Consider the following 21,023-nt stretch of genomic DNA (forward strand, 5'->3'; position numbering starts at 1 on the left):
TCTTGCTTAGTAAGATTGTAGCTCTTATTAGCGCCAAGAAATACGCTAATGAAGCTTTAATCCAGTTTACCACTGCGTGTAATCTGGTCTACCCACTTAGAGTTATTTTGTAGCTTGGTATCGCTTGAGTTCAGCAAAGCACCATCAAGTCACTGCACACAAAATTGTCATCGCCCCAGGGGGCGATCTATTTCTAAGCGAACCTAAACTAAATCAAGGATGAATTCCCGTCTACGCGAGAATGACCCTGTTACTTAATTCAACCACACCAAGACTGTTACTCAGGTGTCACATAATTTTGTTTTGGTTTAGGAAGATCGATGAGTTCATTTTCCAGCGTCTCTCCTAAAGTATCTTTTTTCAGGGTGGGAGAAAAATTGATGCCCGGAGCCGGATTTTTCAGTGCTTCGGTTAAACTGATAAATTTATATCCATTTTTTTGATACATTTCCAAAATATCGCCTAATACATAACTATTTAAAAGGTTCGCATGAATTAATAATATTTGTTTTCTGCCTTTACCCTCTCTCTCTGCTCGTAATGTTTGCTTCCATATATAGGCCAGATAACGCGGTTTTATTTTTTGAATGTAATTCACTCGTGAGCGATAAGGGACTTTATAAAGCATTTCGTTAAAGTCAAAATCTTTAGAATCAATGGTTACGGGGGCAATCGTATAATTATGCTTTTTAAGATAATCAAATACTTCTTGTTTTTTACCTTTATTGCCTTCCGCCAGATAGGGATAACGGAAATATTTGGGGGTGGTCATTATGGGGGTAAGAATTTTATCCGCCCGATCAATATCAGCAATATATTTTGATGCGCTGATTTGATCCAGGTCATAATGTGAGTATGTATGATTACCTAACATAAAACCTGCTTTGCGAAATTGTTCTAGAAATTCCCATTGACCCTTTTCTATAGCCCCTGCAATCACAAAACCAATGACTGGAACATTATATTTTTGGAATGTTTGCACAATTTCAGTAAAACGTTCGGTGGAGCGCTGCCGATTTCCTGGGGTATTCATTCTTGAAGCAACAAGAGGTAGGTCATCCATAGTAATCGCAATTTCTTTTTCATCAGCAAAACAAACCGAAGAAAACAAGGCCATAAAAAGAAAAAATAATTTAAGCATCGATATTCCTTATCAAGTTCTAATCACATGGATGGTACCATATTTTGATGAATACATTAAAAGAAGATGAGGCAACTGTAAACGTTATGATTTAATTCTTTGTGGATCATTGTTCCTATGAAAACCCAGGTTCGGGTTACGACATGAAAAGAACAGATTTGCCTGGCATGATACACACCCATCTCCCGCTAAAGGGAGAGGGGTAATTATGTTCTAAAAATTTTTACATTGATACACATAAAGTGCGTATTCCTTATGTTTAAAAGGATAAGTAGGGGTAGGTAGCTTTTGACATTGATCAAAATATTGTTCCAAGCAACTTGACCTGTCATACCGATCAATATACATCGCTTCTTTTAATGTTTTATCTGTAATTCGTTGATTGATCTCATTGCCCCATAAAGCATATTGATTTTCCTCAGTACCACAACCTAAGGTATAAATGTTGGGTTTATTATGCAGGAAAAAAAGCATGCGTGCTTCAAACCAGCCTGAAGTAAGAATTGTGTCTGGTAATTGAGGGTATGATGCATTAAATTTTTGAATTAAATGATAAAAAACAAGTTTTTTTGAGTTGAGTAAATTAAATTTTGAGGTATTGTCAATTAAAACAAAAATACTGTATACGGCATAGGAAGCGATCAAAACCATTGCCAATTTTTGGTAATGAAATGTGGTGAGTCCATATCCCAATAAAAGCGCGCTGCTGATTAAATAAGGTGTAAGCCAAAAATCTCTAATCTCCGCTTTGGTTGCTGTATATAAGTAAAAACAGAGGAAAGTGAAACAAACAATCCGGCATAACTTCACCATCAGTGCTTTTTTCTCATCCAACTCTGTATTTCGCACAAAAAAGGGCGGAAGCAGCATTATATTCAAGGATGGAACAAACGAGTTAAAAAAGGTTTTGATTGTATGGGAAAAAGGGGACGTTGCATGATTGAGTTTATGGGTGGTTAACTGGTAAATAAATGATTGCCAATGATTTTGATAATTCCAGAGGATAACCGGACTAAAAATAATAATGGCAAGAAAAATAGCAACATAAAAATGTTTTGTTTTAAAAATTGAGCGGTACGGAGTGGAAATTAAAAAAATGAGTAGTGAGAGTATTAAAACAATGCCCGTGTATTTGGATAACATCATGAGTCCGGCACTGATCCCTATAAAATAGAGATCTCTTGTTTTATTCGTATGGATAAATTTTATCGTGTAATAAAGGGTTAATGCCCAAAATAAAGTAAGAGGGGTGTCGTAGGTAGTTTGTTTCAGAATATCGAGGGTGACCAGCGGTGAAAAGAGCCACGACAGCATGGCGATGCAGCTTGCTTCGTGGGATAAAAAAAAGCGGGCGCATTTATAAATAATGCCACATGTGACCGCAGTTATGGTAATGCCTACAAAACACAAAGCAAAGAGATTATGGCCAAATAATGAAGTTGAAAGCCTAATAAAATAAGCAATCATAGGAGAGCCGTCATAATAGGATAAGGCGAGGTGGCGGCTCCAATCCCAATAATAATAAGTATCAAGCGACAAGATGTTTATTGGTGCTATCAACAGTAAAAGGATAAAATAAAGAATGAGATAGGGATAAATTTTTTGCAAATTAAAGAAGTCCCTTGAAATTACCATGCTTTTAGACATATCGAGTCTATTCCTTCCAGTTTGGACATGGGATGAACTGCCCCCTGCCGATTACTAAACATGAACAGCGCTACCTTTAATGACTATGAACCAATTTTTCTGCCCATATATGACGAGAATAAGCATAGTAATTTAATAGGGACATTAAACCTATGCCTGCACCCATGATGATATTTTCTCGCAAGGGTCCCTCACCAAAACAAAGGATACCAAACCGCAGCCAAAAACTTTGCAGGTTAATAATAAAAACTGAATAGAGGGTAAATAGGAGCAGACGTTTTAATTTTAACGACCAAGCTGTTTTATTTTTGTTACCAAATGTAATTTTATTATTCAAAATGAAATTATTAATGATTGCTGCACATACTGCAATTTGTGAGGCTTGAAAAGGAGAAAATTGAAAATATTCACGCAGTATATTATAAGTAACAAATTGTACTGCGATACCCAAAGAGCCGACAAGGCACATTTTTAAATAGCGTTTGATTTCATGATATCTTAGTGTGAAAACAACGCGTAGTGAATCAACAATGCTGTTTTTAGGTAATTTGCTGTATCCTTCATTTCGATCTATAAAATCAATGGGATATTCACGAATTTTTGCTTTGTTTTTATGCAAAAGCCATAGCAGTTGAATTTTATACGCATAATGATTCGTCAGGAAGCTTCGCGGTAGAATTTTTAAAAGCTGTTGTCGTCGAGTAGCCCGAAAACCGCTGGTAAAATCCTTATACTTAGGGGTAAGAACGGCTCTAGCCACATAATTACCCAAGATAGAGAATAACTTGCGATGTAATTCCCAATCCTTAGGAATGCTACCGCCTTTTACATAACGGCTGCCTAATACACAATCACAGGTTTGCAACATGTCCAGCATAGGGAGAATATACTTGGGCTGATGGGAAAGATCTGCATCAAATTCAAAAATAATATCAGCATCCAGAGAGGTTAAAGCATAATTCATGGCTTGCAAATAAGCAGAGCCAAGCCCCGATTTTGTTGGTTCGTTGCATAAATGTAAATTTGAATAATTATTTTGTAATGCAGCAACGATTTGTTGGGTGTTATCTGTAGAGTCACTATCAAAAATTAAAATATGTATTTCATACCGCGCTGTTGTTTCTACCGATGCAAAAACTTGTTCTATTGTCGTTTGAATAACTGACGCTTCATTATAGGTTGGAATGATAATAACTACTTTCTCTTTTTTTGATGAATTCATTTCGTTAAAATCAGATGAATTACTTGCATCAAGAATCAACTTTATATCTCGGATTTATGGACATTTGGGGAGTGAGTGTATCAATTAGTTTTTAGAAAAAAAAGGGGGTACTTCTGTTCTTAAATTTTTTTCCTTGATTTCGAATTTGCAGCATTTTTTCCATTTTTTAACTTTTTTTTTCAGAAACTTAACATTATTGTTTTAAGCTGTTTTTGGTAACTCGTAGTACAATTGAGCCATTCATCTCACTTCACCTGAATGACTTTTTATGGGAAAAACAAAAATAAGTCTCATAAAACATACTTTTTTTAATAATTCATTTAAAAAAATTGATTTTTCTTTTAAAGAAGATGATTTTAATTTGGATCGATTAAAGTATGAACTTTCATCGTTATATCAAATAGTTGCCTCGAATAAATCTCTTTGGAATGAAGAGAATTTTACCGTGCTTTATTTGTGCTTCCTGTGCGATTTGTTGATTTCTTATTACCAATTGGATTATGTTGGTTCTGATTTGGAGAAATTTAAAAAACTTCGTAAAGAACTCGAAACACTTTATAAGGGAGTCCCTGCGCAAAAACAAAAATCGATTGATGGTCTCCCTGAGTTTATAGTAGAGAAAATAAGGTCGAATTTGTCTTCGTTCACCAGTATTTCTAAATTGCGCAAATATTTCGGCAATATCAATACTTTCCGGTCCCAATTTTCTTATAGTCGCGGTTTCGCAAATTATGCAATTATTTATCTTCAAAAAAGTTCTTTTTCTGAAATAATTCAAGATATTAATAAATTACTTGGTAATCAGTACAGCTTTATCGAAGGGATGAATTTTTTAAATAAATCTCGTGAAGCCATTACGGATTTGGGTATTTTTCTCTACGCACTTCGTTTTCTTATCAATATGATTCTTGTGATGAAACATATTATTGAGTCTGCAATAAGTGATGAATTATCAACAAAAAAAGTATTGCAGCAAGAACTGGAAAAGCGTGGCTTTACTATGGCGAGTGATTTGGTGTGGGCTGTAGTAGGGTTACTTACTACCTATAATCAGTTTTTTCACATTGCAGAATCAGCTGCTTCAGTAATCACCCTTGCATTTCTAACCTTTGACACGCTTTTATATTTAGCCCAATGGCTTTTCGAAGCCAGCCAATATCAGAATCGTTTACATGAGTTAGAGGCGCAACTAAGAGATGCAACCCCTTTTGAACGCGCGGTGATTCAACGACAAATCGATGTGTTAAATGACGAATGGGAGGCGCAATGCACCTATTTTGCAATCAACATTCTTGCTGCAAATTTAATTGCTACCTGTTTTGCCATCAGTTTGTTATGCACAGGCCCACTGGCTTTGGCAGGACTTGCATTGTTTAGTTTGCTGGGTAATGCCATGTATAATACTGCGGAAGAATACAAAAAATATCAAAAAACTTTAATTGCGGTACGGCGTGAATTGGCAAATGGTGCAGTTTTAGAGGATGAACATCATCACCAACTGTTACAAAAATTGAATGCTGAATGCGACAAAAATTGTCTTGAATTTTGGAAAACCTTAGCATTTAATGTGGGAGGAATCGCTTTTATCATCACTGCAGCCGCAGCATCTTGGCCAGTTGCTTTGGGTTTAACCTGTCTCTATGTGGCTTATCGATTATACGATGTGTATCAAAAACAGCTTAATGCTAAGAACGATACGCCTCAAGATATTTATCGTCTTTTAAATCAGGAAGAATTGGAACAAACCACTTTGGAATTTGCTTACAACTAGGTCTGTTTTACAATTCGCTAGCTTGAGCCAAAATGATCCGCCTATCGAGTACCGAAGCGCAGCATAGATCGAGTATGTGAGTATCAGAGCGCAGAAAATCAGAGCAGTTTGGCCAAGATAGTAGAGGTGTAAACATCCCTACAACATTACAGCAATACCCACGTTAACATAATGCGTAAAACTACCTAAATAATTGTATAACTGTTGGCCTCCACTAAGATTCAATATGGTATTGGGAAAAACAAGAAATAGGATTCCCCCATCAAAGTTGTAGCCAGCACCTTGAGTCGCGCTAATTTTACTTTGACCGTATAGTTCTATATAAAGGGAAGTCCTGGAATTCGGTGAGAAACCTAGAGAAACATCAGGATTAATTGTGTTAAAGTAATTGCCTCCACTCAGTTTAGGATCACTGAGTCTGCTTACTCCAAGTTGTCCGGTAATGCTAAATTGATCATTAATTTCATAGTATGCAATACCATTGAACGTTATACCCCAGTGATTGCTGCCATAAGCAGCACTCCCTGTTGGCGTATCGGCAATTCCTTGCAGCGCGAAGACCCAATTTTTTTTGGAGCTGATTGTGTGTTTTAAACCAAAGCGCGTGTCGGTAGTACCTGTTCCAGGAAAACTTTTTTGGTCAATGTAGTTGGGTGGAAAAACAAAAAATTCATTATTTGCTGGTAAACCAATGCGAATATCTGCATTCGGAACATTTTGTTGGATACCAGCATGATCAGGTAGTTGCTGATCAATGTAGTTTAATTCAATGAATACCTTTTTAAATGGTGGGGGACAAGGGCTATTTACATTACTCGGCGAGCTTATAACATTTAATATATCAGAACAAATATCATTATCGGCAACTGCAGTGAGTGGAGTTGCACTAAGAATGCAAAAAACAATTTTAATTAATGTACTTTTCAAAACTCATTTACTCCATTAAATATGCAATAAAAAACTATTCCGTGCATTCAGAGATTTTTATAACAGTTTAGGATTTATTTATATTTCCACGTCAGCCCGATGACGAATACCTGATATCTATTACAAAAATACCATCTAAACTATGTATATAAAAATATAATTTTAAGGAATAGATTATGGCTGTTACCACAGGATTATCTGGAAATGAAATATATTGTTTACAGCTTAAAAACTACTCCCCTGGAGCTATAGTTGTTGGAAATAGTGTTCATTCTTTGGGAGTTATAGGCAGTGTCGGTTCTGGTTTTAAAGCGATATTAGGTGGTGAGTTAACGCAGATTACTTCACTTATAGAAGAGGGTAGGGAAACCGCATATAAACGAATGTTAGAGGAGGCTGCTAGGGAAAATGCAACAGGAATCACTGGAGTCACCAGCCAATTAATAATGCATGGAGCCAATATTGAATTTTTATCAATAGGTTCGGTGATTTATGCTGACAGCGGAGCAGATAAGAACAAGTTTTCAACTTCAGCAGATGGGCAGGAATTGTATGCCCAGCTTGATGCCGGGTACAAACCAATTTGTTTTGCTTTTGGCAATGTAGCCTATTCTATGGGCTTAGGTCGAGGGATAATTGGCAGTTTAAAAACGTTGGCTCGCGGTGAAATCAAGGAGTACTCTGATATTTTCAATAAAACCAGGCACTTGGCCTTAAATCGTATTATCGCCCATGCGCGACAATATAAAGCAAATGCAGTACTGGGTATTAAGACAACCGTTTTGCCGTTTGGTGGGGTTAGTGAAATGCTGATGATAGGCACTGCTTCGCAAAATCCGCAATTAATCACGGCTATGGATAATGATGTAGTTACTAGTGACATGACGAATATTGAAATGTGGAATATGGCGCGTTTAGGTTACGCTCCTATGAAGTTACTTTTGGGCACATCGGTTTATTCTCTGGGATTAGTAGGTGGAATTACCTCGGCAATTAAAGCATTTGTCCGTGGAGAAATTAATGAGCTGACGCGTTTGATTTATCAAGCCCGTGAAAATGCCTTGGCAATTATCAATGAAGAAGCACAGGCCATAGGGGCAGATGATGTAGTGGGGGTTAAAACCTATGTGTATCAATTAGGGAATGGCTTAATTGAGTTTCTGGCCATAGGTACTGCCGTTAAGAAGACCAACCGTACTCAAACTGAAACAGAACAATTGCCGCCACAGGCAATTATTGTCGATAAAGATACTTTTTATGATTCAACTAACTTAAACAGCCTGGCGGTTAATGTGAACACGGGAAGCAAACCGCTTAATAGAGGAAATTTATCTCTCTTGGCTCCCTTATTGATAATAATCGCTTTAATAGTCATTCAATTTCTTATGAGGCGATAACTTTCTTGTTGTTTGTTTTTTAGCTCATACTTTCTAACATCTTTTGATATTATAAGCTATTATTCAAACACCTCTAATCATAAAAGGAATGAATCATGTCAGAAAATTCTATGGGACAATTCTGTTGGAATGAGTTAGCTACTGCGGATATGCACAAGGCGAAAGAGTTTTATAGCAAAGTACTAGGCTGGCAATTTAAAGAAATCCATTCTGACGAGACGATGACTTATACCCTGATACAAACCAAAGATAAGGATGTTGGTGGTATGTGGCAAATTCCTGCAAATCAACAAAAAGAAATACCCCCACATTGGATGGCTTATATTCTGGTGAATAATGTTGCAGATACTCTGGCAAAATCAAAGCAAAATGGAGCTCATGAGGTAAAAGGAGTCACCCAGGTAGGCGATATGGGTAGTTTTGCAATTATTAAAGATCCTACAGGTGCTCACATCGCATTTTGGGAAACTCATAGCAAGTAAAGGTTTTCTTATTGCAGCTCGTTTAAAAATTCTCCTCCCTCATGATTTAGGGAGGAGTACGGTGAGGGGCACTCAGTTATGCCCTTATCCGCCCTAAAGGGCACCTTCCCCTAGGGGAGAAGGGAAATCTCCTAATATTGAATCCAATCTTGTTCAGGTAAATTTTCCATAGGTAACAGTTCATACGTTTTAAAGACGTCCCCATCTCGAGATAAAAGAATTGCTATAGGGCGGGTTTTTTCAAAATGAGCAAAGATAATCATCATCATTACAGTAATAGGCACTGAGAGAAACATGCCTAATATGCCCCATATCGCACCCCAAACTGCTAATGCAATTAAGATTACTAAGGGACTTAGATTCAATGAATTACTTAAGAAGCGTGGCTCAATCAAATTCCCGACAATAAATTGAACTGCGCCTAAGCCCATGATGATTTCAGTAAAAGCAATCCATCCAGTAAATTGCACAATTGCAAGTGAGGCTGGGAACGCAATAGCGATAATCGCGCCAATATTGGGAATAAAATTCAGGAAAAAGATAAGCAGAGCCCAAAATTCTGCGAAATCTAATCCAACCCACTTCATAATGATCCAGCTGGCAATGGCGGTGCTAATGCTCAAAATGGATTTCAACCCCAGATAGGTCTGCGTGTTATTTACAATGTGATTAATGATGTTGTTAATCAGCAGACGTCCTTCTAATGTAGGGAACAACGCATCGATTTTTTTTAGGAAAAAATGCTGCTCCACAAACAAAAACGCCACATACAATAAAATGAGTACTGTTGAACTTGCTAAAGTAGTGAACACTCCATAAACATTAACAATAATGGTTTGCAGATTTAGGGTTTTGATCATGCCGTTAATACTTGCTAACAGTTCAATATGAAATTTTCGATCAATGTCATTAGAAATGGTTAATAAATGTTCTTGATAGCGACTTGAAGCTGCGATGACATTATTAACATTATTGGTAATGATATTAATAAAAACAAAAACTAAAACAGCAACGATTGTGAATGCAAAAATCATACTGAGCCAATTGGGCAGAAGGGCGCCTAACCTGGGTATTTGCTGAATGATGTTACTGATAGTATTGAGAAGATTCCAAATAAAAACTGCAATGACCAAAGGAATCAGCACGTGGCTGCCTACAATGAGAAAGTAGCCGACTATCCATATGATAATTAATCCGGATGTAAAAAGAACGATGCGGCTCATGGGATCACTCCTAAAAAATGAGTTGGCTGAGCTGAGTGGGGTTTATTTCAAATACATCGCGCATAAGACAATTCCTTTTGAAATTTTTTAATTCCCCTATATTAGCACTGTTCGATTAGGATAAGAATTTAAAAATAGAGATTATAAAATAAGGAAGTGATTTACTCGTAGCCTGGATTAAGCGAAGCCGTAACCCGGGGTAAGTCCATATAATTCCCGGGTTGAATTCCATTTCGCTGCTCTCAAGCTACAAGTAAAATTTTTTATCTTAGAGTTTCATTGAGAAGCAGCTGCATGGGTCATCCTCAGAATCGCTAGGAGACTTTTTGGGCGTGAGAGCGCTTTTTGTAGTGTTAAATTGTTGTCTAAAATCCTCTTTTAAGCCAAGTGTGCTTTTCTCCGGTTCACATAATGGCTGAAACCCAATATATTCCACGATGGCATTGATGTATGCTTTGAGCTTATTCCAAATGCCAGGAGCTGCCATTAAGGTTGGCTCGTAACTTAAGATAGTTGTTCGGCATTCTTCAGCAAATTCTCGACAGCAAAACGCGTATTCGAAGATATTCATCGGTTGCTTGGTGTTTGCGTTGAAGGTTTGCTGTATTTCATCTAACCTAGCATTGAGTTGTAGTAACGCATTGATGATGTCTTTAGAATGGTTTTCTTCTGCTTCAGCTTTTAATTCAATCCTTAAATCATCAATTGAAGTATATACTTTGGGCTTCTCTGAAAAAGCTTTTTTTAATCCTGCCCTCGCTTGAGCTACTTTTTTTTCACCCCAATTCCACTTAAAAAATGCCATGTTTTCACCTCATTACTTTACATTAAAAATTTTATCTTTCGTTATTGCCAAGAAAAGGTAGCTCACTTTAGCACAAACAGATCTTAAAATAACAGTTTTTTTCAAAAAAAGAGCATTTAAAGGTTTTTAAATAATCTAATGGATTAAAAAACAATCAATTGCCTTGGCTACAGGCCCCGGTTTATCCATATGTACATGATGCCCCCCGTCAACCTCATAAAGCGTACAATTTTCTATGGCGCGCATTCTTGCTTGAAAAATTTCTTCAGGATAAGGTACCCCCTGTTTGGCGCGAATGAGACACAATGGCGCTTTAATCGCTTGCAACATCGCTCTTAGTTCATCCTCAAATGGAAGGGTCGACGCGACGCAATGCAAACGTTTATCAAAAGTCCAATGCCAGCCCTCTTTATTTTTTACGGTACCGCGCTCAACTAAAGCTTCAGCGGCTTGATAACTAATGGAACCAATCTTCATCCGATCGTGGATGGCAGCAATACGATCAGTAAACAGCGTTCTTTGTTGGGGGTTATAGGATAAATAATGTGCTGCATCGTTTTGTAAGTTTGTTATCGCGTGCTCAATAAAATTGACCTTGGGTCCCAAAATATCAAGAAATATCAACTTTCCCACGCGCTCAGGTTGGGCAATCGCAATGGTTGTGGCCAGCAAAGAGCCTAATGAATGGGCAATGATATCAAAATGCTCCCATTTTAATGCTTTGATGAGATGGAACATCAACAAGGCATCATTTTTCCAATGCGGCATAACCCCCGGAGGATAATGGCTGGAAAATCCGGTACCTGGATAATCCACCGCAACAAGCTGTCTGTCAGGCAGCAATGGTGCCAAGAAATCAAAGCTTGCCGCATTATCCAGTTTGCCATGCAAACACAAAACAGGGTTGGGTTTTTCGGGATGCCAAATTTTTAAAGCAAGTGTAAAACCCGGAACAGGGATAATTCGTTCGACATAATTGTTCATAAATGCTTAGGCAAACATCTTTGAATTGGGTGTGGTGATTTTATATAGTCTAAACACTGGCTTATAGTCCAATAGGTGTAAAAAAAACGTAATAATATCGTAAATTATCATACTGTAGCCCGTATTAGCGTAGCGTAATACGGGTTTCTAAGGCCCGAAAAACCTCATCACCAATTTGTTGAGTATTCATTTCTTCAGTATTAATACACAAATCACAATGCTCCTGAAAATCGAATCGCTTTAACCAATGAAGTGCTGATCCTTTTAATCGATCGCCCCTGGCTGCTTCTCTTTGCGCAATCGTTGCCTCAGAAGCATCAAGATAAACAAATAACACGCCATAACTTTCTAAAATCTCTTTATAACTTTTAAATTCATCAATAGTAGTAATAAAGGAATCTACAATAATATTGAAGCCTTGTTCGGCAAGAAGCTTCAGGACATTCGGTATGGTTAAATAGAGTTTGGAACACAATGCCCCAGGGATGATTTCGTAGGTTCCATCGGCATATTGGTGCGCATAGCAGATATCATTGGGAATACAAACTTGCGGATTATCAGGATGGAGCCCCGCAAATTTATCCCCCAGCATGCCCAAATACCCATCAGTAATAAAGCTGAGCCAGCCATCACCAAGCCTACTTTGTAATTCATGACATAGTGTTGATTTGCCTGAAGATGAAGTGCCACAAACTATAATAATCATTTTTTTACCTAATAAGCTAAAGTCGATGAAGGTTTAAACTGGGATTGTGTGGTAATTTTAAATAGGCTGCAATTGTTTTCTATTGATTAGGGACTGTTTCCATTGTCTTGAACATACGGTCAGCTTATGAGCTACGATGCGCAGATTTTTTTGTAGGTTTGCTGACCTGGACTTGGTTTTGCTAATGAGCAAACAATGCTAAAATATGCTTCATTATTCAATTAATAAGCAGAGCATGCTCCATGTTAGAAAAATATTTGCAAGCAGGTATAAATTATAATAGAACCGAAGATACTTTAGAGCTGGGACTTGGATTAGCCAAGCAAGCAGAAATGGATAAAACTAATTTCGATTCTGAGATAATACAAAAAACCAAAAAAAATGTTGAAAATATTATTTCGGAGTACAAGAAAATTCATGTGGGATCCTCATTATGGGCTACCAAGCAAACCAAATTAATGGAGGAATTAAGGAAAACTATAAAGCCGGTACAACCAGGATCTGATGAATCTGAAATAGATGAGAGCATGAGATTACGTTACACCTAAGAACCGGTTGGTAATCCTATAAGAGATAGGAGAAAAGTATGTCAAATCATCTTTCAATTCGTCCTGAAGATATATTGCCGGATGGAGTGGATACTGCATTAATCGATGGCAAAAGCGTAAGGAAAGGAACAATTGCGGCGTTTTTAGCGAATGCCGATATTTTTGAGCATCCAAACAGCACAGACAAGCAAAAAGAAGAGGCAATTAAGGCAATGAATGAGTTAGCGCCAGTAGTAATTGCTGTAGGTTTGCATCGACATGTTGTATTTAAAAATAAGGAAATCGAACAAATTCTTGTTGCGGCTGAATAATAATTAGGGGGACAACTATCTAAATTGTGCCTCAGGGTGGAGATCCCTCGCTGCACTCGGAATAACGAGACTGAGCGGAGAATCTCAAAAAAGGATACTGCTATACGGCAGTAAGATCGCCTATACTATGTATTGAATTTGCCCATTTATCATTAATTTCATGAGTTCGACAAAGCATCAAAGCCTCACTTGGGCACATCCGCTCGTACAGGAATGGTTTATCCAAAAAGTAGGTGAACCCACAGAACCGCAAGAGCAGGGATGGCCCTTTATTTTATCAGGAAATGATACCCTGATTTCCTCGCCTACGGGTTCAGGAAAAACTCTGGCCGCATTTTTAGCGTGCTTAGATGGTTTAGTACGTAAGGCAATATCAGGAAGTTTGCAGGATCTAACCGAGATTTTATACGTTTCACCGCTTAAAGCACTGAGTAATGACGTGCAAAAAAACTTACTTGTACCCCTTCAGGAAATTACTGAATTAGCCAAAGAGCGTGGTATTTATTTACCTGAAATTCGTGTGGCTGTGAGAACAGGAGATACTCCAACCAGTGAACGTCAAAAAATGCTCAAGCAGCCACCACATATTTTAATCACTACACCGGAGTCTTTTTATATTTTACTCACTGCAGAAAAAAGTCGTGTTAATTTAGCGGGTATCCATACAGTGATTGTCGATGAAATTCATGCTTTAGCAAATAACAAACGAGGTGCGCATTTGGCGTTATCTCTCGAGCGCTTGGAAGCACTTACCCTTAAACCATTCGTTCGGATTGGATTGTCTGCTACTCAAAAACCTTTAGAAACGGTAGCGCATTTTTTAACTGGTGCTAAAAAGTCCAGTGTGAAATTAGTCAATATAGGACATGCACGCCAATTAGATTTGCAAGTTGTTGTTCCTGAAAGTGAGTTAACCGCTGTTGCCTCTAATGAGATGTGGGATGAACTATACGACAAAATCGCCACTTATGCCGGTGAAAATCGTTCCACTTTAGTATTTGTAAACACTCGAAAATTGGCGGAGCGGGTTGCCCATCATTTGGAACAACGTTTAGGCGAGCATAAGGTTTTGGCCCATCATGGGAGCCTATCGCGAAAACTAAGGCTGGAAGCAGAAACAAAATTAAAAAAAGGCGAACTCCAAGTATTAGTTGCCACCGCGTCTTTGGAGTTGGGAATTGATATTGGAAGCATTGATTTGGTGTGTCAAATTGGATCACCACGTGCTATTGCTACCGCATTGCAACGAATCGGTAGAGCAGGGCACTGGCATGCAGCCATTTCTAAAGGACGTATTTTTGCCACAACACGTGATGAATTATTAGAATGTGCTGCTCTGGTTTATGCAATACGCCAAGGTGATTTGGATCAGTTGATTATCCCGCAAGAGCCTTTAGATATTTTAGCGCAGCAAATCGTGGCCGCATGTGCCACCCAAGATTGGGAAGAGAACTTACTCTTTCGCTATTTTAAAAAGGCTTACCCTTATCACCATCTAACATGGGAAAAGTTTGATGAACTTCTTACGATGTTGTCTGAGGGAGTTTCCGGATCACGAGGACGCTATGGCGCATATATTCATAGAGACCAAGTGAATCACATGATTAAGGCACGGCGCGGTAGTCGACTGGCAGCGATTACCAGTGGGGGCGCCATCCCGGATAATGGTTTGTTTACTGTTATTGCAATGCCTGATAATGCTATGGTAGGCACTTTGGATGAAGACTTTGCTGTAGAGAGTAGTCGCGGTGATATTTTTTTATTAGGTACGAATTCCTGGAAAATACTTCGTATTGAGAATGGGCGTGTGCTCGTGGAAGATGCTCATGGTGCACCGCCTAGCGTGCCTTTTTGGCTTGGTGAAGCTCCCGCACGAAGCATTGAACTATCACAACACGTTTCGCATATGCGTGAAAAAATTAGTAAATTGTTGCCAGAAAAAAGTCCACCAATTGTTGATATAAAGCATCACCCTGAAATTAAGACTGCCATTCAATGGTTGATGAGTCATTGTGGCTTAGATGATTGCGCTGCAGAACAATTATTAGAGTATGTCCGTTTAGGACGGCAAATTCTCGGTGCGGTTCCGACACAAAAAACAGTCATTGCAGAACGTTTTTTTGATGAAAGCGGCGGCATGCAACTAATCATCCATGCGCCTTTTGGAGCCCGTATCAATAAGGCTTGGGGATTGGCTTTACGCAAGAAATTTTGCCGCTCATTTAATTTTGAATTGCAAGCCGCGGCTACTGATAATGGATTAAATATCTCTTTGGCAGAACAACACAGCTTTCCTTTGTCGGATGTTTTTCATTTTTTACATACTAATACCTTAAAAGACGTTGTTACCCAAGCGGTGTTGCAATCCCCTTTATTAGGTGTGCGCTTTCGTGCTGTCGCTTCACGATCCTTGTCACTATTACGTTTTCGTGGCGGTAAAAAAACGCCTCCCAACATTCAACGGATGTTGGCGGATGATTTGTTGGCGGCTGTATTTCCAGATGCAGCAGCATGTCAGGATAATTTGGGGGGGCGGGATGTAGTGTTGCCTGAACATCCCCTTATCGAAGAGACCATGAAAGATATTCTAACAGAAGCTTTAGACATTGATGGCTTAACGGAAGTGATCGATGCTATTGAATCCAAACACATTAAGTGTCTCGCGGTTGATACTCCAGTACCTTCTGTATTTTCTCATGAAATTTTAAATGCTAATCCTTATGCATTTTTAGATGATGCCCCTTTAGAGGAGCGACGTTCACGAGCAGTAGAAATGCGTCGTGTACTCCCTGAAGCATTGTTGGAAGAAGTAGGTAAGCTAGACCCCAAAGCGGTCACCGAAGTTCAGGAACACGCTTGGCCAGATATCCGCTCTGCAGATGAATTACATGATGTACTGCAAACAGTGATTGTTTTTCCCGAAATGATTCACTTATCTGAGTATCAAGCAACATTACCCATTTGGAAAAAATATTTTATTGAATTGCAACTCGAAGGACGAGCGGTATTAGCTACGGTTACAGGCAAAAATTATTATGTCCCTGCTGAAAAAAAGAAGACTTTTCACTGTATTTTTCCACAAGCACTATTTAGCAACGAAATGGTTGATATTGAGGAAAAGTCATGCACACAAGACGAGGGTATCTTGAAAGCAATTCGTGGCTGGCTTGCGCATACAGGACCAATCACTCAAAAGACACTCGCTGATTGTTTGCAACTTTCACCCTTGGATGTCGAACATGCCCTATTAAAATTGGAAGCGAGTGGTTATCTATTGCGTGGGAGCTTTCGAGCAGAGTGTGCTGGTGATATCGAATGGTGTGAACGGCGTTTGTTAGCACGGATCCATCGTTACACTACAGAATCGTTACGTAAACAGATTAAACCCGTTACTCGAGCTCAATTTATGGCCTGGTTACTCAAATGGCAACATGTGGCAAAAGGAAATCAATTACGTGGAGAGAGTGGACTGTTGGAGGTGATCAAGCAACTTCAAGGCTTTGAGCTTGCGGCTAATGCATGGGAATCGGATATCTTTCCTGCACGAGTACACGATTATGATCTGTTGATGTTAGATAAACTGTGTATGAGTGGTCTTGTCGGTTGGGGGCGTGTGTCCCCTCATCCTTCGATAGCCGTTGGGGACGAAGAAACGAAGAAATCAAGACGTTTATCCCCTAGTCGAAATGCACCGATTACGTTTTTTGTGCGAGAGGAAGCCGATTGGATTCCACCACATGCACTTGTTGATAATATCGAAGAGGTGGAGAGCTTAAGCCATCCTGCACGCAATATTTACCAATTTTTACAAAAATACGGTGCTTCCTTTTACGCGGATATCGTGCGTGGTACGGGAAATCTGAAAGTAGAAGTAGAAAATGGTTTATGGGAATTGGTAGCAGCGGGTATGGTCACAGCAGACAGTTTTGATAATGTACGCACCCTGATTAGTACAAAACGTAAATACAGCAGCCGACATCGACGGAGACCGTTGTTTCCACTGAGTACGGGACGTTGGTCTTTATTGCATGTGCATGCGCAAGCAGATCAAGAAAAACGAGTGGAAGCCGCATGTCGGATGTTATTGAAGCGATATGGAGTGGTATTTCGTGATTTGCTTGTGCGCGAGAAAAATATTCCACGTTGGCGTGATTTATTGATTTTCTTGAGACGCCTTGAATTACGTGGTGAAGTACGAGGTGGTCGTTTTGTTGATGGATTTTTAGGCGAACAATTTGCTTTACCTTATGCTGTAGACTCTTTGCGGGCGATGCGAAATGAAGAAGTGGATGAGATGCCGCAAATCATTTCATCAGTAGATCCTTTGAATTTAGTGGGAATTGTATTACCAGGCGATCGGGTTTCGGCAGCAATGAAGTCGGAGATTCGCTTGGTTGGAGGAACAGTGACTTTGTAGATTCGGTTTATGGTTAGGCTAGGCTATTAAGCTCAGCGGTTGGCATAAAATCCCATCTTCCGATAGGCAGGGTGGAGGTCAATTTATAACACCCTCATCCGCCCAGCGGGCACCTTCTTCCCCAAGGGGGGGAGGGATGTTTTATGAGTGTTCAACTCCATGTTGATTGGATGTGTGGGTGCCAATTCTGAGCAGCAAACAGGAAATCATAGTTGGGACTTTTAGAACTCATTTTTATATTTTTTAATGAGTTCATTGCGTTTTATTTTAAGTTGTTCACTTAAACCTACCCGATAGGTGCTGGGGGTATCATGCCGTTTGTATTCTTCAGGTAGTTGACTCAATCGTGTTCTACTGTATTCGGCGATTTCCAGTAAGGTTTTTGATGGCATAAGCCGCTTGCCATGTTCCATGACTTTTTGCAATAAAGGTTCTTGCCGATAATGATCGTGAGATAATAATTGCTCCATTTCAAAAGGAGCATAGACTTTATCTAATTTCGTCTCATCCATAAGTCCAACAACGTCCATGCCTAAAAAGGCATCTTGATGCACTAAGCGAAATACCTGTTTTTTATAAGGCAAAGTGATTTTTGTTGTTGATTCAGAAAGTTTAAGTCGTGGTTTTTCATTGGCAAAAGCCAGTTTATATACTCCATCTAGAGCAGCATCTGGGGCGCCGATAACCAAATTTGTACCCACACCAAAAATATCAATAGGTGCTTTTTGTTCACGCAGGGTTTTAATTTTCGATTCATCTAATTGATTGGAGGCAACTATTTTTACATAATGCAAACCTGCTTCATCCAACAGGTGTCGTGATTTTTTTGCCAAACCTGCCAAATCACCACTATCTAGGCGAATTGCATGCAATCGATGCCCCTGTTGCTCCATTTCTTTGCCTATGCGAATCGCATTAGGTACACCGCTTTCCAGGGTACTGTATGTATCAACAAGCAGGGTACAATTATTAGGCCAGATTTCAGCAAAATCACGAAAGGCAGCTAATTCACTGTCATAACTTTGGATGAATGAATGAGCCATAGTTCCAGAAATAGGGATATCATAATCACGTCCTGCACAGACATTACTTGTGGCATCAAACCCACCAACTATCGCCGCACGACTGGCAAAATACCCTCCCGGGCCTTGTGCTCTACGCAAACCAAAATCAACTAATTGACAATCTCCTGCAACGTGTCGTATTCGACTTGCTTTTGTCGCGATAAGAGTTTGAAAATTGAGTAAATTCAAAAGAATGGTTTCAATCAGTTGCGCCTCGAGCATATTGGCTTCTACGGTCACAATGGGTGCAGTAGGAAAAACGATATCTCCCTCTGATAGAGCGTAAATTGTTCCATTAAAGCGAAAGGTTTGCAGATACTCAAGAAACTCAGGATGCATCCCTTTACTTGTTAAAAAATGAATATCAGATTCATTGAAATGATAGTTTTCTAGTATTTCCAATAAATCTGCTAAACCTGCAAAAACAGCGTATCCCGAACCGAATGGAAGTTTTCTAAAAAAATAATCAAAGACAGCATTAGTATTTTGGTGGCCTTTCAAAAAATAAACCTGTGCCATCGTTAATTGATATTGATCGGTATAACTTCCGGTAAAATCAAACATTTTTAGTAGACATCCTTCGTATGCAATAAAATACTGTGCAGTGATAACAAACTGATTATATTGCCATAATAGTTGCTGAAATACACTTCCTGTAAAAGTTCTAACACATAATTACTCTGAGTTAATAGGGGAATAATGATGTCTTAGCGGTAATCATAAGGGCGGTGGCAGGCTTGTGGCTAATCCACGTTTTAAGAAAATAGGCTGAGTTGTTGTTAAGCATTTGAAAAATTTAAAATAAACGACATACGCTTAGAGTTTAAGAAAATGTATATTTTGTCATCCGTTTAACTAAAATGTCAGTCATTTGAATTAATTGTTGACTAAAACCCAGCATCCTGTGTTAGATTTTAGTTCATGAAATTGATCGTAGCCCAATGAGACAGGAGGTAAAGGATGAAGGTCGGCGAGTTTAAACAGCAGGTTATAGAGCTTAGAAGCAATATCGATCCATTAAAAACGCCTTCAGAGGTTCTTGGCCTCATCTCCAAATTATCTGAGCTATTCGAGCCGCTTAATGACCAATTTGATCTGAATTCCGACATGATGGTTCCTGTGAAAGAACTCATGAATCAATTCTGGAATTTGGTTATTCGTAATATCCCTTGTGAACAAAGTGAGCAATGGAATACTGCAGCATATGTCATGCCTTGGCTTACTTTACAACAATCCTTGGTGAAAGTTGGTTTAATGAATGCTGATTTTCATCATCCTATTTTGTATGAAGAATTAAAAAATCATTTTAATCGTCTGTCAGTGACGAATGACTCATTGAAGATTACCGAGCTTATGCCCTTATTGATTCGTGCGAGTCGAATGCTCGGCTATGCTGAGGTGAGTCAACTGGGACATTATCCATTTTTCAAATTGAATGAGAAAATTAGTGCGAACAGGCCACAAGAAATTGAGAAACTTGAAGACATCATGTTTCTGCTCAGGTCCATTTTATATTTAATGTATAAATATTGTACTTTGAAGCAACTCGCATTAATCCCATCCTTGATTTATTTTCGTTATCCTACGACAGATGAAGAGCGACGTTCTGAATTGGCAATTTTTAACTGGCTTACTCAGCACACTTTGGAGTGTACTCAATTTTTCAGTTCTCATGATGATTACATTAATATGCGCTCGATTAAAGAAATTGATGCATTGCATAATGCGGCTCATTTATTACCTAAAGAGCGTAAAAATTTCCTTAATGCGACGAATGAAAATCGTTGGATTTATCTTTTTACTCACCAATCCAGAGGTCGGCCTGCCTTTTTAGAGGAACAGGATGCCTCGGTAAAAGAAACCCTTCGTTTATTGAGGCAGGATTTTAACAGCCAAAAAGATAAGTCTTTTACAGCGATTTGGGGTTTTGCCTTCTTGGTCAAAATGCAAGCACGAATTCTGTCTCCTAGTGAGGCAAAAATTGTCCATGCTGCAACTTATGCCTTTTGCATGGAAAAATATATTGAGCTGTTTAATTTCAGTGAGGACTCCAAAAATTCGTTTTCAGTACATTCTGAATGGGAGTCAGTAAAATGTCAGGCCGCAGAAAAAAGAAAATTAGCGGCAATTAATGGCCAATCAGTGAAATTGGGTTTTTTTGAAACCTTAGCCGTAAGCCAGGGGCGATTAAAAAAATTAATTAATTTTCTTGAGGAGAATCAAACATCCGATTCAGAAGATTTTAGCTCCTCTGGGGAAACTCCCTCAATGAGCAATTGAGTAATCGCGCATGGGGTTTTCCCATGTTGTGATGTTTTTCTGAAGTATCATTTAGACTCATAATTATTTTTTTCATGGGTTACAGAGCTCTGTTCTAA

The 21,023-nt window shown here is 38.8% G+C and carries 16 protein-coding genes; 7 read left to right on the forward strand and 9 right to left on the reverse strand.

The features are described 5' to 3' along the window. Positions 1-277: 277 nt before the first annotated feature. The 3 genes from EL022_RS07455 to EL022_RS07465 form a co-directional block, all read right to left on the reverse strand. Entirely contained in the window at positions 278-1,141 is an 864-nt protein-coding gene (locus tag EL022_RS07455; RefSeq protein WP_028382297.1) for a polysaccharide deacetylase family protein, read from the reverse strand. Between the two features lie 213 nt (positions 1,142-1,354). After that, the gene (locus tag EL022_RS07460) at positions 1,355-2,788 is read right to left on the reverse strand and encodes a glycosyltransferase family 39 protein (protein WP_081776913.1); all 1,434 of its coding nucleotides are present in this window, start codon (positions 2,786-2,788) and stop codon (positions 1,355-1,357) included. A 76-nt stretch (positions 2,789-2,864) separates the two neighbouring features. Beyond that, positions 2,865-4,049 carry a glycosyltransferase family 2 protein gene (locus tag EL022_RS07465; RefSeq protein WP_028382295.1) on the reverse strand — a complete coding sequence of 395 codons (1,185 nt, stop codon included), beginning with the start codon at positions 4,047-4,049 and terminating at the stop codon, positions 2,865-2,867. 229 nt (positions 4,050-4,278) lie between these two features. Here EL022_RS07465 and EL022_RS07470 point away from each other — a divergent pair, with 229 nt between their 5' ends. Then, positions 4,279-5,781 (forward strand): hypothetical protein, encoded by a 1,503-nt coding sequence (locus EL022_RS07470; protein ID WP_028382294.1) that lies wholly within the window; start codon positions 4,279-4,281, stop codon positions 5,779-5,781. Positions 5,782-5,919: 138 nt separating this feature from the next. On the opposite strand, the gene EL022_RS07475 is transcribed toward EL022_RS07470, so the two are convergent. Further along, positions 5,920-6,708: a transporter gene (locus EL022_RS07475; protein ID WP_028382293.1), complete on the reverse strand. Its 789-nt coding sequence runs from the start codon at positions 6,706-6,708 to the stop codon at positions 5,920-5,922. A 176-nt stretch (positions 6,709-6,884) separates the two neighbouring features. On the opposite strand from EL022_RS07475, the gene EL022_RS07480 reads away from it, so the two are divergent. After that, positions 6,885-8,105, forward strand: coding sequence for a heavy metal-binding domain-containing protein (locus EL022_RS07480; protein WP_028382292.1), 1,221 nt, complete (start codon positions 6,885-6,887; stop codon positions 8,103-8,105). Between the two features lie 95 nt (positions 8,106-8,200). Continuing rightward, the gene (locus EL022_RS07485) at positions 8,201-8,587 is read left to right on the forward strand and encodes a VOC family protein (RefSeq protein WP_028382291.1); all 387 of its coding nucleotides are present in this window, start codon (positions 8,201-8,203) and stop codon (positions 8,585-8,587) included. A gap of 131 nt (positions 8,588-8,718) precedes the next feature. On the opposite strand, the gene EL022_RS07490 is transcribed toward EL022_RS07485, so the two are convergent. The 4 genes from EL022_RS07490 to EL022_RS07505 all read right to left on the reverse strand — a co-directional run bounded on the left by EL022_RS07490 (position 8,719) and on the right by EL022_RS07505 (position 12,305). Then, entirely contained in the window at positions 8,719-9,810 is a 1,092-nt protein-coding gene (locus EL022_RS07490) for an AI-2E family transporter (protein ID WP_028382290.1), read from the reverse strand. Between the two features lie 268 nt (positions 9,811-10,078). Beyond that, on the reverse strand, positions 10,079-10,615 hold the full coding sequence (locus EL022_RS07495; RefSeq protein ID WP_126325150.1) for a hypothetical protein: 537 nt from the start codon (positions 10,613-10,615) through the stop codon (positions 10,079-10,081). A 135-nt stretch (positions 10,616-10,750) separates the two neighbouring features. Next, entirely contained in the window at positions 10,751-11,599 is an 849-nt protein-coding gene (locus EL022_RS07500; protein ID WP_028382288.1) for an alpha/beta fold hydrolase, read from the reverse strand. A gap of 124 nt (positions 11,600-11,723) precedes the next feature. Beyond that, positions 11,724-12,305 (reverse strand): phosphotransferase-like protein, encoded by a 582-nt coding sequence (locus tag EL022_RS07505; RefSeq protein WP_058387500.1) that lies wholly within the window; start codon positions 12,303-12,305, stop codon positions 11,724-11,726. A 242-nt stretch (positions 12,306-12,547) separates the two neighbouring features. Here EL022_RS07505 and EL022_RS07510 point away from each other — a divergent pair, with 242 nt between their 5' ends. From EL022_RS07510 to EL022_RS07520, 3 genes are all read left to right on the forward strand, one after another. Continuing rightward, positions 12,548-12,853, forward strand: a complete 306-nt coding sequence (locus tag EL022_RS07510) for a hypothetical protein (RefSeq protein WP_028382286.1) — start codon at positions 12,548-12,550, stop codon at positions 12,851-12,853. Between the two features lie 38 nt (positions 12,854-12,891). Next, positions 12,892-13,164 (forward strand): hypothetical protein, encoded by a 273-nt coding sequence (locus tag EL022_RS07515; protein WP_028382285.1) that lies wholly within the window; start codon positions 12,892-12,894, stop codon positions 13,162-13,164. Between the two features lie 160 nt (positions 13,165-13,324). After that, complete coding sequence (locus tag EL022_RS07520; protein WP_028382284.1) at positions 13,325-17,581, forward strand: DEAD/DEAH box helicase; 4,257 nt, start codon at positions 13,325-13,327, stop codon at positions 17,579-17,581. Between the two features lie 221 nt (positions 17,582-17,802). Here EL022_RS07520 and EL022_RS07525 read toward each other — a convergent pair whose 3' ends face one another. Next, on the reverse strand, positions 17,803-19,209 hold the full coding sequence (locus tag EL022_RS07525; RefSeq protein ID WP_028382283.1) for a nicotinate phosphoribosyltransferase: 1,407 nt from the start codon (positions 19,207-19,209) through the stop codon (positions 17,803-17,805). A 396-nt stretch (positions 19,210-19,605) separates the two neighbouring features. On the opposite strand from EL022_RS07525, the gene EL022_RS07530 reads away from it, so the two are divergent. After that, positions 19,606-20,925, forward strand: a complete 1,320-nt coding sequence (locus EL022_RS07530; RefSeq protein WP_051544507.1) for a hypothetical protein — start codon at positions 19,606-19,608, stop codon at positions 20,923-20,925. Positions 20,926-21,023 lie beyond the last annotated feature (98 nt).

This window comes from Legionella cherrii (assembly GCF_900635815.1).
In the GTDB taxonomy this organism is placed as follows: domain Bacteria; phylum Pseudomonadota; class Gammaproteobacteria; order Legionellales; family Legionellaceae; genus Legionella; species Legionella cherrii.

Excerpts from the sequence above, each read along its gene's own strand:
- EL022_RS07455 (WP_028382297.1), bottom strand. The coding sequence starts at position 1,141 with ATGCTTAAATTATTTTTTCTTTTTATGGCCTTGTTTTCTTCGGTTTGT.
- EL022_RS07460 (WP_081776913.1), bottom strand. The coding sequence starts at position 2,788 with ATGTCTAAAAGCATGGTAATTTCAAGGGACTTCTTTAATTTGCAAAAA.
- EL022_RS07470 (WP_028382294.1), top strand. The coding sequence starts at position 4,279 with ATGGGAAAAACAAAAATAAGTCTCATAAAACATACTTTTTTTAATAAT.
- EL022_RS07480 (WP_028382292.1), top strand. The coding sequence starts at position 6,885 with ATGGCTGTTACCACAGGATTATCTGGAAATGAAATATATTGTTTACAG.
- EL022_RS07485 (WP_028382291.1), top strand. The coding sequence starts at position 8,201 with ATGTCAGAAAATTCTATGGGACAATTCTGTTGGAATGAGTTAGCTACT.
- EL022_RS07490 (WP_028382290.1), bottom strand. The coding sequence starts at position 9,810 with ATGAGCCGCATCGTTCTTTTTACATCCGGATTAATTATCATATGGATA.
- EL022_RS07495 (WP_126325150.1), bottom strand. The coding sequence starts at position 10,615 with ATGGCATTTTTTAAGTGGAATTGGGGTGAAAAAAAAGTAGCTCAAGCG.
- EL022_RS07500 (WP_028382288.1), bottom strand. The coding sequence starts at position 11,599 with ATGAACAATTATGTCGAACGAATTATCCCTGTTCCGGGTTTTACACTT.
- EL022_RS07505 (WP_058387500.1), bottom strand. The coding sequence starts at position 12,305 with ATGATTATTATAGTTTGTGGCACTTCATCTTCAGGCAAATCAACACTA.
- EL022_RS07510 (WP_028382286.1), top strand. The coding sequence starts at position 12,548 with ATGTTAGAAAAATATTTGCAAGCAGGTATAAATTATAATAGAACCGAA.
- EL022_RS07515 (WP_028382285.1), top strand. The coding sequence starts at position 12,892 with ATGTCAAATCATCTTTCAATTCGTCCTGAAGATATATTGCCGGATGGA.
- EL022_RS07520 (WP_028382284.1), top strand. The coding sequence starts at position 13,325 with ATGAGTTCGACAAAGCATCAAAGCCTCACTTGGGCACATCCGCTCGTA.
- EL022_RS07525 (WP_028382283.1), bottom strand. The coding sequence starts at position 19,209 with ATGTTTGATTTTACCGGAAGTTATACCGATCAATATCAATTAACGATG.
- EL022_RS07530 (WP_051544507.1), top strand. The coding sequence starts at position 19,606 with ATGAAGGTCGGCGAGTTTAAACAGCAGGTTATAGAGCTTAGAAGCAAT.